Origin of the sequence: Thermotoga petrophila RKU-1 (assembly GCF_000016785.1) — a bacterium.
Lineage (GTDB): Bacteria > Thermotogota > Thermotogae > Thermotogales > Thermotogaceae > Thermotoga > Thermotoga petrophila.
Window position 1 is genome coordinate 748,581 of sequence record NC_009486.1, and the last position, 13,341, is coordinate 761,921.

A 13,341-nucleotide genomic window follows, 5' to 3' on the forward strand; every position below is an offset into this window, starting at 1 on the left:
GCTTTGAGAAACAATTTCAAAGTGTTATCATTCAGAGAGAAGGAGGTGAAAATATGAAAAAGGTGCTCACCTGGTTGGCTCTGATCACAGCTGGTATTCTCATGCTGGTTTCCGGATGTATCCCGGTGCCTATCCCCATCGACCTTGGGAACCCCGGTATCGAACCTCAGGTGTTCGAAGTACCAGCGGGAAGTTCTACTACACTAGAAGCAAGGTGGACAAGCTTCACGATCAAAGCAGAAGATGTGAAAAGCGCGCAGCAAAGTGCGGGAGTTCCTGGAACAGTACATTTCCACAACATCGAAGTGTCTGGAAAGATCACAGTTGAAGGAAGCCTCACATTTAATGGTTTCATAGATTTTTCACTTGAAGAACCAACGTCCATTCCAGAGACTGGAGATGTGAATATCGATATAGATACTTCTCAAAAAACCGAATACTCTCTTTCCATCTCCGCCAACGACTCAAGCGCCTTGAAAGCAGCACTCGACAAGATAAACAACGGCGAAGATGTCACTCTATGGGTGATTTTTGGTCAAAACGAATACGAGTCCACCACTGATGCCACCGTCACGGTCACCATCACCAACGTGAGGCTCTGGGTCACCTGGACCGCCTGGTAAAACAAAAGTCCCTCTTTTCGAGGGGCTTCATTCTTCATCGAATGAAAGTTCCATGTAGTCTGCTTTCACACCTGGAAGTTTGTTGAGTTTGTCACAGAGTTCTCTGTGCTGCTCAGGACTTCCCACAAGTTCAAGAACTATGAGACCCGCTTCTGAACAGTTGTCGAGAACACCATCATGGAGGCCGAGTCTTGTCTTGATCAGACAGCCCCAAGCCGTGAGAATCTTTTGAACTTTCTCTGCTGTTTCTCTTCTGTTTTCCACAAGGATTGCCATCACAGTTTTTATAGGAAGTTTTTCCGCCACGATATCACCCCCTTGTTACTATTATAACAAAAGGTGATCTATAAAAAAACAAATCCCCGGGCGCTACCTACTCTCGCATGGGGCTACCCCCATACTACCATCGGCCCAGGGCGGCTTAACGGCCGGGTTCGGAATGGAACCGGGTGTTTCCCGCCCCAGTATCGGCACCCGGGGATACTTCGAAGGGTCACTGGAAACTGCATAGGGGATTTCGGAGGTCAAGGCCTCGGCCGATTAGTACCAGTGGGCTCAACGCCTTGCGGCGCTTACACCCCTGGCCTATCAAGGTCCTCTTCTCGGACCGGCCTTACTCCCTTAACGGGATGGGAGGCCTAATCTTGGGGCGCGCTTCCCGCTTAGATGCTTTCAGCGGTTATCGCTTAGGGGCATAGCTACCCGGCGTATGCCGCTGGCGCGACAGCCGGTACACCAGAGGCCCCCTCCTCCCGGTCCTCTCGTACAAGGGAGGACCCCCCTCAAGCCTCCTACGCCCGCGGCAGATAGGGACCGACCTGTCTCACGACGGTCTGAACCCAGCTCACGTACCCCTTTAATGGGCGAACAGCCCAACCCTTGGGACCTGCTTCAGCCCCAGGATGGGATGAGCCGACATCGAGGTGCCGAACCCCGCCGTCGATGTGAACTCTCGGGCGGGACCAGCCTGTTATCCCCGGGGTAACTTTTATCCGTTGATCGACGGCCCTTCCACACGGGACCGCCGGGTCACTAGGGCCGGGTTTCCCCCCTGCTCGGCCTGTCGGCCTCGCAGTCAGGCCGGCTTATGCCCTTGCACTCTGCGGTGGATTTCCAACCCACCTGAGCCGACCTTTGCACACCTCCGTTACCTTTTAGGAGGTGACCGCCCCAGTCAAACTGCCCACCTGGCACTGTCCCCACCCTGCTCTTCACAGGGTCAGGTTAGAACTCCAGTGCACCGAGGGTGGTATTCCACTGGCGGCTCCACCGCCCCTGGCGAGGCGGCTTCACAGCCTCCCACCTATTCTATACACGATGCACCGGAGCCCAATACCAGGCTGCAGTAAAGCTCCACGGGGTCTTTCCGTCTAGCCGCGGGTACTGGGCATCTTCACCCAGACTGAAATTTCACCGGGCCCCCCGCCGAGACAGTGCCCCAGTCGTTACGCCATTCATGCAGGTCGGAACTTACCCGACAAGGAATTTCGCTCACCTTTATCCCATCCTTTCGGAATGGGGGTGGACTGTATCTTCATCCAGTCCCCGGATCTCTTCAAGGACTCGTCGTAGTCTCTCGTGATTACCTGTGTTTATTTCCATGGCTATTTCCAGGATCTTGATGAGACCTTCTTTCGTCAGGTGTTCTCCCCGTTCCATCATCAGGATTATCCTTCTGAATTTCTTGAAGTCGACGTTCTTCTTCGTTTTCAGAGGGTGTTTTTCGAAAAACTCCACTACTTTTTTCAAGCAAGATCTCTTCCGGATCCGAAGCTCGTATCGATCATCGTGGTTTCTTCGAACAACACCGCATCCGAAAAACTTCCTCAATGCGTACAAAACCTGTATATCTCTTTCATGTTGAACGATCCTGAATTCAGGGAGAACCTGGTAACCTGTTTTCATGGTGCGATTTCTATTAACACCCACATAGAAACAGCCTTCACCATCGACGAATCCAACAACCCAATCAGGTTTGAGATCCAAGATTTCCACCCCTTCTCACGGGGACTGGATGCCCGGCGTACAGTCTCTGAGGATCCCCCTCACGGGGTTTCCTGCGGATTACCCAATCCCTTCCATTTTTACCTGGGCTGGCCGCAGCCCCCAGGTAAGAAGGGCTCTAAGGGCTTCCCCGCATACAGCCGGGTATTGCCCCACAGGTTTCCCTGTGGGCAGGCAGCGAATGCTACCTTAGGACCGTTATAGTTACGGCCGCCGTTTACCGGGGCTTCGGGTCGGAGCTACGCTCCCACAAGAGGAGCCTCACCCCTCCCCTTAACCTTCCGGCACTGGGCAGGCGTCAGTCCCTATACTTCCTCTTTCCGAGTTAGCAGAGACCTGTGTTTTTGGTAAACAGTCGCCAGGGCCTTGTCACTGCGACCGCCTCGGGCTCCCCCAGTTTCCGGGTTGCCCCTTCCCCTGGGTTCACCCTAACGCGGCACCCCTTCTCCCGAAGTTACGGGGCCAATTTGCCGAGTTCCTTGGCGAGGGTTCACCCGCTCCCCTGAGCCTTCTCAGCCCGCCCACCTGTGTCGGTTTGCGGAACGGGCACCTACGGTCTCAAGCGGTACGCGAGGTTTTTCTCGGCAGTGTGGGGTCAGCGCCGTTGGTCCCCGAAGGGACCTCCCCATCACGGCTCAGGCTCGGGGCGCGGATTTACCTACGCCCGTCATCGCCCTAACCGCTTGGAGGGGCATGCCACTTGCCCCCGGCGCCTACCCTCCTGCGTCACCCCTCGTACCATCGACCGCAGATGGCGCCGGAATATTAACCGGCTTCCCTTCGGCTACCCCTTTCGGGTTCACCTTAGGGTCCCGGCTAACCCTGGGCGGACGACCCTTCCCCAGGTACCCTTGGGCTTACGGGGGGAGGGATTCTCACCCTCCTTTCGTATACTCATGCCCGCATTCTCACTTCCGCCTCGTCCAGCGGCCCTCGCGGGTCCGCCTTCACCCTACAGCGGAAAGCTCCCCTACCGCCAGTACCTCCCGGAGGCACTGACCCGCGGCTTCGGGGGGTGGCTTGAGCCCCGTTACATTTTCGGTGCAGAGCGCCTCGGCTGGTGAGCTGTTACGCACTCTTTAAATGATGGCTGCTTCTAAGCCAACATCCCAGCTGTCTTAGGCACTCCACATCCTTTACCACTTAGCCACCTCTTCGGGCCCTTAGCCGGCGGTCTGGGTTGTTCCCCTCTCGTCCGCGGAGCTTATCCCCCGCGGGCTCACTCCCGGGCTTTGTGTGCAGGAATTCGGAGTTTGACGGGGTTCGGAGGAAACCCCCCTAGCCCCATCAGTGCTCTACCCCCTGCACAGACCGCCCGAGGCTGCACCTCAATGCATTTCGGGGAGAACCAGCTATCACCGGGTTCGGTTAGCTTTTCACTCCTACCCCCAGGTCATCCGAGGACTTTTCACTGTCCACCGGTTCGGGCCTCCAGTGGGTTTTAACCCACCTTCACCCTGCCCAGGGGTAGCTCACCCGGCTTCGGGTCTGCCGCCGGTGACTGAACGCCCTGTTCGGACTCGCTTTCGCTGCGGCTACGCCTTCATCGGCTTAACCTCGCCACCGACGGCAACTCGCGGGCTCATTAATCAAAAGGCACGCCGTCACCCCCAAATGGGGGCTCCGACTTCTTGTAGGCACGCGGTTTCAGGTCCTCTTTCACTCCCCTTCCGGGGTGCTTTTCACCTTTCCCTCACGGTACTGGTGCACTATCGGACGGCGGGTAGTATTTAGCCTTGGAGGGTGGTCCCCCCAGCTTCCCACGGGATTCCACGTGTCCCGCGGTACTCGGGAGCACGGCCCAGGGAGTCCCTCCCCTTTCGCCTACGGGGCTGTCACCCTCTCCGGCCCACCTTCCCAGGTGGTTCGGCTAGAGGAGGGATTTGTAACTCCCCGGCGAGTCCGTGGCCTCGCCCGGCCGTGTCCCGCAACCCCAGCGTGGCAACGCCCACGGGCTTTGACACCACGCTGGTTTGGGCTCCTCCCCGTTCGCTCGCCGCTACTAGGGGAATCTCGGTTGATTTCTTTTCCTCGGGGTACTGAGATGTTTCACTTCCCCCGGTATCGCACCGCCTTTCGGCGGCGAGTGGCCTCAACGGCCACCCAGGTTTCCCCATTCGGGAATCCCGGGATCAACGCCTGCTTGCGGCTCCCCCGGGCTTATCGCAGCTTGCCACGCCCTTCATCGCCTCCCGCCGCCAAGGCATCCACCGCGTGCCCTTAGTACCTTGACCTCCTACTTTCCCCTATGCAGTTTTCAATGACCCTTCACCTTGGTGGAGACGAGGGGATTCGAACCCCTGACCTCCTGCTTGCAAAGCAGGCGCTCTCCCAGCTGAGCTACGTCCCCACCAATGGTGGGCTCGGGTGGACTTGAACCACCGACCTCACGCTTATCAGGCGTGCGCTCTGACCGGCTGAGCTACGAGCCCGAGCCATTGGAATATGGATAGCAGCCCCCGTTCATCTCCTAGAAAGGAGGTGATCCAGCCGCACCTTCCGGTACGGCTACCTTGTTACGACTTCGCCCCCCTCACCAGGTTCTCCCTCAACACCCCCCCTCCCTTTCGGGTTGGGGCAGGTGTCTTCGGGAGCCCCCGACTCGGGTGGCGTGACGGGCGGTGTGTACAAGGCCCGGGAACGTATTCACCGCGGCGTGGCTGATCCGCGATTACTAGCGATTCCGGCTTCACGCAGGCGGGTTGCAGCCTGCGATCCGAACTGAGGGCGGTTTTGGGGATTGGCTCCCCCTCGCGGGGTCGCAACCCATTGTACCGCCCATTGTAGCGCGTGTGTCGCCCAGGGCATAAGGGGCACGAGTACCTGACGTCATCCCCTCCTTCCTCCGGCTCGTCGCCGGCAGTCCCCCTAGAGTGCCCGGCCGAACCGCTGGCAACTAGGGGCAGGGGTTGCGCTCGTTGCGGGACTTAACCCAACACCTCACGGCACGAGCTGACGACGGCCGTGCACCACCTGTGCCGGCTCCCAGTCCCAAAGGACTGGGTCCCTACCCCTTTCGGGGAGGTACCACCGGCATGTCAAGCCCTGGTAAGGTTCTTGGCTTAGCATCCAATTAAACCACACGCTCCACCGCTTGTGCGGGCCCCCGTCAATTCCTTTGAGTTTCACCCTTGCGGGCGTACTCCCCAGGCGGCCCACTTAACGCGTTAGCTTCAGCACGGAGGGATGACCCCCCCACACCTAGTGGGCATCGTTTACGGCCAGGACTACCCGGGTATCTAATCCGGTTTGCTCCCCTGGCTTTCGGGCCTCAGCGTCGGGGTCGGCCCAGGAGACCGGCTTCCCCACCGGCGTTCCTGCCGATATCTACGGATTTCACCCCTACACCGGCAGTTCCGTCTCCCTCTACCGCCCCCAAGCCTGGTAGTTTCGGATGCGGCCCCACGGTTGAGCCGTGGGATTTCACATCCGACACACCAGGCCGCCTACGCCCCCTTTACGCCCAGTAAATCCGGGTAACGCTTGCCCCCTACGTATTACCGCGGCTGCTGGCACGTAGTTAGCCGGGGCTTTCTAGCGGGGTACCGTCATCGGTAGGGCATTCCCTCCCTACCTTATTCTTCCCCCGCCACAGCGGTTTACACCCCGAAGGGCTTCGTCCCGCACGCGGCGTCGCTGGATCAGGGTTTCCCCCATTGTCCAAGATTCCCCACTGCTGCCTCCCGTAGGAGTGGGGCCCGTGTCTCAGTGCCCCTGTGGCCGACCACCCTCTCAGGCCGGCTACCCGTCGTCGGCTTGGTGGGCCGTTACCCCACCAACTACCTGATGGGCCGCGGGCCCCTCCTCCGGCGGGGCAAACGCCCCTTTCCTCCACCAACTTGCGTTGATGGAGCGTATGGGGTATTAGCCAGGGTTTCCCCTGGTTATCCCCCTCCGGAGGGCAGGTTACCCACGTGTTACTCACCCGTCCGCCGCTGGGTACTCCTCCCCGAAGGGAGTTTCCCCCGCTCGACTTGCATGTGTTAGGCACGCCGCCAGCGTTCACCCTGAGCCAGGATCAAACCCTCCATATAAGATTCGATCCAGGCTCAACAAACTGGGGGGCTGCTATCCATATTTCAATGACCCGGGGACAAAAACCTTGAAGTTTGCTTCGGCTCTGAGTTCGTAACTTCTCTTTCCGGGTTCTATTCTTCTTTTCTGCTTTCTGAAGACCCTTCATCTCAACGTCGCCGAGATTAATAATAGCACCCCCTTCAACCTCTTTCAATTAAGAAAAAGATACGATAAAGTAACATCAAGATTAATCTGATACCTCGAGCGTGGGTGGATCGACCCGAACAATCGCATCGATTCCCAGTATTCTCAACGCTTTTTCCAGTTTTGGAAGTACTCTCTCCAAGTCTTCTGTTTTCACAATGAGATGGTGCCTGTAGAATCCTCTCAGTTTGAAAACCCAGTGCTCAACGGGTCCAAGAACCTCCTCGCCTTTCAGAAATTCTTTTAGAGAAGTCAGAGAATTCTTTCCAACTTCCGGATTCTTGGACTTCACAGCAACCTGAATGAGGTGACGATATGGAGGATAACCAAGGGCTTTTCTTCTTTCGAGTTCCTCGGCATAAAAACCGTTCACATCTTCTTCCAGAGCTTTTCTGATGATCGTGTCCTCCGGGTTGTAAGTCTGGATAATCGCCTTCCCCTGATCTCCTCTTGATGCTCTCCCAAGTGCCTGAACGACCAACTGAAACGTACGAAGCGAAGACGAATAATCAGGGTTGAAGATCAAAGAATCCACATCCATGATACATACGAGACCTATTTCGGGTACACTGAGACTCTTTGTGATCAACCTGGTTCCAACGAGTATATCTATCTCGCCTCTGATCAATTTGTCTATGTAACTTTCCAGCTCCATGATGTTATCGACAACCTCTCTATCGACTCTCGCTATCCTGCGAGTCGGAAAGTACCTTTTCAGTTCCCTTTCCACTCTTTCTGTTCCCGCTGTTCTTCCGACGAGACGCCCTCCACAGCGAGGACAGGATTCAACCAATCCGTACTCACGCCCACATTGATGACATTTCAAGGAATGCGTATCTGAATGGTACACCAGAGACACATCACAATTCTCACATTTGAGCACGTACCCACACACTTCACACTGGACACGACCCCAGAAACCTTTTCTCCTTACGTAGATGAGAACTCTCTTGCCTTCCTCGAGGGTCTCCTCTATTCTGTCAAGGGTCTTTTTCGCAAAACTTCCTATCTTCTCTTCATTTCGCATATCGACAACTTCCACAGACAAACTCCCGAACCTTCTCGTAAAATTGAACGTCCTGATGCGACCCTCTTTTGCCTCTCTGTAGGTCCACAAATCCGGTGTTGCAGAAGACAGAATTATGGGAACATCGAAAACTTCAGAGATTTTCCTTGCAACCACGATGGCATCGTAAGAAGGTCGAGTGTGTTGATAAAAACTCTCATCGTGTTCTTCGTCGACTATCAAGAGGGAAAGATTCTTAACTGGAACAAAAACAGCACTGCGTGTTCCCAAAAGCACATCGATTTTTCCGCTAACCGCCCTGTACCATTCCAGATTTTTCCTCGCTCTGGAAAGGTAGCTGTGATAAATCCCTATTTTCAAGTCCGGGAAGGCTCCCTTCAGACGTGAAAGCGTGTGGGTGAGAACAGAAACTTCCGGTACGAGGAAAAGCACAGTTCCTTTCCTCGAATACACATCGATCAACTCGAACAAAGCCTCGGTTTTTCCACTTCCAGTAGGACCAAAAAAAAGATTTTCCTTCGAGATATTTCCTTTGAAATCACCGCGAAGGATCCTTCTCTTTTTTGGAAGAACGTCACCACTCACTATTTCTACTATATTCTTCCTTTGAAGAGTTTCAATCACACTCTTTGAAACCTCCAGATCCTCCAGCAGCTCCTCAAGAGGGACCCCATCGTTGAATTGAAGGTATTCCACCACCATTCTCTGCTTCACAGTTAGATGTTCTCGAACGATTTCACTTATTCCCTTTTTCAGAAACAATCGTTTTTTCACACGAGGTCTTGGCTCTTTCACATAGAAATTTTTCTCCACCCTCACCAGGCCTTTTTTCACCATTTCTTTCAGAGCTTTTTCCCCGAAAGTTTCAAGAAAATCGCGCAGAGTCATCCTGTCGAAATCCAGAAACGGACTCTCCGAAACAACCACTTCCTCCTTGTAATCGTCGATACCCTGTGGGAAAAACAGATCGAAAACCATTCCTACAGGTGAGAAAAACCTTTCAGACACCCATTCTGCTATTTTCACATGTCCTTCGCTTAGAAAACTTTTACCGTCCCTTTCACTGAGCGTTGCTTCGTTTTCGTGTGAAAATGATCGTTCCAGTACGTAGCCCTTGACTTTTTCATTTCGCCACTTCAACCACACTCTTTCACCAGTCAAAAGCTCTTCTGAAGAGAAAACATTAAGCACTTTTCCCGAACCGGAGACAGCCACCTTGTAGTACATCTCACAACTCCTCCAGTTCTTTGAACCCTTCTCCAAGGGCCTGCCTCACTTCCTTGATTATGACGAAGGCTTTTGGATCAGCCTTCTTTATGAACCTGATCAGTTCGTTCAATTCCCTTCTCCTCACCACCACCAGAAGTATCTTCCTTTCTTTGCCGGTGTAAGCTCCCTTTGCGGGAATGTAAGTAGCCCCTCTTTGAAGAACGTTCAGCACAAAGTCTTTTATATCGTCGCATTTTTCAGAGATAATGATCACCTCACTCGACTGCTCAATACCTCTCATCATGAAATCCACCATTATACCGTTCAAAATAACTCCAAGAAGTGCGTACATGCCTGTTCTGGCACTGAAAACAAGTCCTGCAAGTACCGCTATCGCAACATCCACCATGAGCAACCCCGTTCCCATCGATATCCAGAAGTACTTGTTCAGAATTCTGGCCAGAATATCCGTTCCTCCCGTGGAAGCGTTCTGAGAGAAAGTTATGGCAAGGCCGGAAGCTGTGAGGATGGTCCCAAAAAACACGGCAAGAAACAGATCGTCACCGTTGTACTTTGGAAGGGGAATGATGCGGTCGAAAAAATCCACGAAGAAGTTAAAAACAAAAGTGCAATAAATGGTCTTCGCACTGAAATCGAATCCTATCGTCAAGAAAGCTATCAAAAAGAGCAAACCGTTGAGTATGTACATCCACACACCAACGGGGATCGGTACGAAACTGTGAAGTATCATCGAAAGACCGCTCACCCCACCGGCTGCTATATCGTTCGGTATGAGGAAAACAACGAGTCCAACGGCAGTGATCAACGTTCCAAGAGTACTCAGCACGTACTCTTTGATTTTTTCTATCAACTTCTTTCACCTCCATGAGAAAAATCAGAGGGAGGAAGAAGAGATGAAGACCTTACCACCCAGAGGAACGTTCAGTACTTCGGCAACGAAATCACACTTTGCCGTCAGGAGGAAGAAGAGATTCTTTTTCTCCTCTTCGTAGAGACCTTCGAAGTTTCCCTGCCCTTTGGAGATCACGACATCGAACTCGAAAAACGCCTTTCTGAACTCTTCACTCGCTTTGTCAAGCATGACACCAGGCTCATCCACCCCGGAGCTAATAACAGTTGCGATTTCTTCCAAACCGATGTATTTCGCATCCTCAATGGTTGCATCGTTGATAATGGGTTTGCCACGAACCGCCACAACTACCTCCAACGATGGATTTTCCATCTTCAGAACTTCTATGAAGAATTTGTCAAACACGATTTCCCCTGCGTTGTCAGCCACATAGAACAGTGTTGAAGCGCTCATTATCGCGTTCCTGAAATCCTCGAAGTCTTCTCTGTCGAACGGTCTTTCGTAAGCCTCGTGTAGTTTTTCAAAAACTTCATCAACACTCCATCCCGGGATCCCGAGATCTATCAGGTTTCCCGAAACGGCGAGTTTTGCGGCGGAATACACAGGATCGGGGGAGTTCAAAATTTCTGGTCTGAACATTTCGACGAGTTTCATGGCCATATCGTTTGATCTTCTTTTCTCCTCTTTGAATGGATCCCTTTCCTTTATGTACTCCATTATGAACCTGTGAACCTCTCCGTTCACTTCGAGAGGCTTCATACCCCACTTCATCTCACTCATAATCCTGAAAACTTCTCTGAAGATCACCCATCTCTTTTCGGGAGAAGTGATGGTTTTTTTCAGAAGATTCTCCGCCTGTCTGAGACTGCAGATCAAACATCTTTCGTCAGCTCTCAGATACCTCATCGTCGATCTCCTCCAGCTTCCTGATAACGATATCGATCAGATCCTTAACCTTTCGGATTTTCGATATTTCCTCATCTTCTATTCTCAGGGCAAATTCATCCTCGAAGAACATCACAAGATCTATCACATCTATCGAATCGAATCCAAGCTCTTCGAAAGTGCTTTCCTCATCGACCGTTTCAAGATCTTTTCCCATCTTTTCTGACGCGATTTCGACAAATTTCGCAATGAGCTCTTTCCTCTCCACGTGAAGTCCCCCCATGAAATCCTATCACAATTTTAAAGGGGGCCGAAGCCCCCATCAATCAGAACAGGTGAACGTGTTTGAATATGGAAACTGCTATCACCGAAACTACCGACATGATCTTCATGAGAATGTCAAGGGAAGGTCCAACGGTGTCCTTGAGAGGATCTCCAACCGTGTCTCCTATGACCAGTGCCTTGTGTGGCTCAGAACCTTTTCCGTACCCTTCCAGATTACCCGCTTCCAAGTACTTCTTCGCGTTGTCCCAGGCTCCTCCAGAATTGGCCGTCAGAATTGCGAGCATTGCACCACTGAGAACCGTTCCTATCAACACTCCTCCAACGAACTCTGCCCCGAGGAGGAAACCTGTTACAAGTGGTGTGAGAATCGCTATGAACGCAGGGTAACCCATCTGCTTCAGAGCGTTGTCGCTGGTGATCTCAATACACCTGTTGTAGTCAGGCTTGGCCTTACCTTCCAGCAGTCCTGGGATTTCTCGAGCCTGTCTTCTGATCTCATCCACCATCTTCATAGCTGCCTTGGTAACTGCCGAAATAAGATATCCACTGAAGTAATATGTGATGGCTGCACCAAGGAGGGCGCCTGCTATGACCCTCGCATCGAGCATGTTCAGAAGAAGCACGAGTGAAGGAGGCTTCCCAATATCAGAAGGACTGATCTGGGAGAACATGTAAGACGCAAAGAGTGAAAGCGCTGCAAATATAGCGGATCCTATAGCGAATCCCTTTCCTATGGCTGCGGTGGTGTTACCGACCGCGTCGAGGTGATCCGTGATCTTTCTGACCTCGGGATCCAGTTCACACATTTCGCTTATTCCACCCGCGTTGTCCGCAATGGGACCGTAGCTGTCAACAGAGACGGATGTTGCAACGAACGAAAGCATTCCAAGCGCGGCAATTGCCACACCGTAGAGACCCGCAAAATAATCAGCAAAGAGGATACCAAGAACAAGTGTTAGAGTGGGGAGAAACACGCTCTTCATACCAAGTGAAAGTCCGTTCGAAATGACCATTCCGGTCCCTTCGATAGAAGATTTGCTCAGAAACTGGGTCGGTTTGTAGTGGTAACTCGTGTAATACTCGGCCCAGAATCCTATGATGATTCCCGAGAAGATACCTATGATCGCTGAGAACCAAGGTGAGATGGCTCCAAATCGGAATCCAACTACATCGAGTCCCTGAAGATCTTTCAGATAGAAATACGTCAGAAAGGCTGTGAGGACAACTGTGAGCAGCGCAGATGTCCAGAGGCTGATGTTGAGTTCTCTTTGAGGATTATCAGATGGCTTCTTTACGATCACGTACAGTATTCCAAGCATCGAACAGCCGAGACCGGCAAGAGCAAAGAAGATAGGATAGCTTATGAGCGCCTGTATCGTCTCCTTTGGTACCTGATGTACCAGATTCTCACCTATCTTCTGAACGTAGATCGGGAACATGTAAGAAGCGAGGATTATGGAAGAAACTATCGCTCCAACAAAGCTCTCCAAAAGGTCCGCTCCGAGCCCCGCAACGTCTCCCACGTTGTCTCCCACATTGTCTGCGATCGTTGCCGGATTCCTGGGATCGTCTTCCGGGAGGTTCAATTCGGTTTTTCCAACGAGGTCGGCTGCCATATCAGCGGCCTTCGTGTAAACTCCTCCACCGACCCTATCGAACATGGCAATGATTGAACATCCAAGGGCGTATCCAGAAACGGTCATCGCGAAAGGAACGAAGTTTATTCCAAGCCAGTTCGTGTATATATTAAGATTGTCCAGTTGTCCCATCCACTTCCCAAAGATCAGATACACCAGAACGAGTCCAAGCAGAGCGAATCCACCAACGGAAAGACCCATAACGCTTCCACCTTGATACGCCACTTTCAGAGCGGGGCCTATCTTCTTTATGGTTCTGGCAGCCTCCGCCACCCTGACGTTTGCCCTGGTGGCCATCTTCATTCCCACAATACCAGCAGATGCACTCATAACGGCTCCCAGGAGAAACGCCACACCCGTCTGCCAGGTTGTGAAGATCATGAGGAGTATCGCTATGACGATGGCAACTTTAAAAATGGCTTTTGTTTCGTGTGCAAGGAAGGAATCTGCTCCACTTCTGATGTAAGAGGAAATCTCTTTCATCCGCTCGGTCCCCTCTGGTTTTCTGACGACGGCTGCGAAGTTTGCGGCAGCAAAACCGAGTGCAACAAGCGGAATTAAAAAGAGCAGCCACATACA

Annotated in this window: 7 protein-coding genes, 2 tRNA genes and 3 rRNA genes; 1 reads left to right on the plus strand and 11 read right to left on the minus strand. The window is 52.7% G+C overall.

Translation table 11 applies throughout. From position 1 onward, the window contains the following. Nucleotides 1-53 precede the first annotated feature (53 nt). Entirely contained in the window at nt 54-623 is a 570-nt protein-coding gene (locus tag TPET_RS03795; RefSeq protein ID WP_008193938.1) for a hypothetical protein, read from the plus strand. 27 nt (nt 624-650) lie between these two features. Here TPET_RS03795 and TPET_RS03800 read toward each other — a convergent pair whose 3' ends face one another. The 11 genes from TPET_RS03800 to TPET_RS03850 form a co-directional block, all read right to left on the minus strand. Next, nucleotides 651-929 (minus strand): CPF_0552 family protein, encoded by a 279-nt coding sequence (locus TPET_RS03800; protein WP_008193941.1) that lies wholly within the window; start codon nt 927-929, stop codon nt 651-653. A 55-nt stretch (nt 930-984) separates the two neighbouring features. Further along, nucleotides 985-1,101 (minus strand): 5S ribosomal RNA (gene rrf, locus TPET_RS03805). Between the two features lie 42 nt (nt 1,102-1,143). Beyond that, a 23S ribosomal RNA gene (locus TPET_RS03810) occupies nt 1,144-4,861 on the minus strand. A 40-nt stretch (nt 4,862-4,901) separates the two neighbouring features. Then, a tRNA-Ala gene (locus TPET_RS03815) sits at nt 4,902-4,977 on the minus strand. A 5-nt stretch (nt 4,978-4,982) separates the two neighbouring features. Further along, nucleotides 4,983-5,059 (minus strand) — tRNA-Ile (locus tag TPET_RS03820). A gap of 42 nt (nt 5,060-5,101) precedes the next feature. Then, nucleotides 5,102-6,661: ribosomal RNA gene (locus TPET_RS03825) — 16S ribosomal RNA — on the minus strand. Together the 16S, 23S and 5S rRNA genes with 2 tRNA genes alongside form the textbook arrangement of a ribosomal RNA operon. Nucleotides 6,662-6,891: 230 nt before the next feature. Beyond that, nucleotides 6,892-9,102 carry a replication restart helicase PriA gene (priA, locus tag TPET_RS03830; RefSeq protein WP_011943343.1) on the minus strand — a complete coding sequence of 737 codons (2,211 nt, stop codon included), beginning with the start codon at nt 9,100-9,102 and terminating at the stop codon, nt 6,892-6,894. A gap of 1 nt (nt 9,103) precedes the next feature. Continuing rightward, nucleotides 9,104-9,955: a YitT family protein gene (locus tag TPET_RS03835; RefSeq protein WP_011943344.1), complete on the minus strand. Its 852-nt coding sequence runs from the start codon at nt 9,953-9,955 to the stop codon at nt 9,104-9,106. Nucleotides 9,956-9,979: 24 nt separating this feature from the next. Then, complete coding sequence (locus tag TPET_RS03840) at nt 9,980-10,861, minus strand: damage-control phosphatase ARMT1 family protein (protein ID WP_011943345.1); 882 nt, start codon at nt 10,859-10,861, stop codon at nt 9,980-9,982. After that, complete coding sequence (locus TPET_RS03845; RefSeq protein WP_012896156.1) at nt 10,842-11,108, minus strand: acyl carrier protein; 267 nt, start codon at nt 11,106-11,108, stop codon at nt 10,842-10,844. Before TPET_RS03845 ends, TPET_RS03840 begins: the two co-directional genes overlap by 20 nt. Nucleotides 11,109-11,166: 58 nt before the next feature. Then, nucleotides 11,167-13,338, minus strand: a complete 2,172-nt coding sequence (locus TPET_RS03850) for a sodium-translocating pyrophosphatase (protein ID WP_011943347.1) — start codon at nt 13,336-13,338, stop codon at nt 11,167-11,169. Between the last annotated feature and the right edge of the window lie 3 nt (nt 13,339-13,341).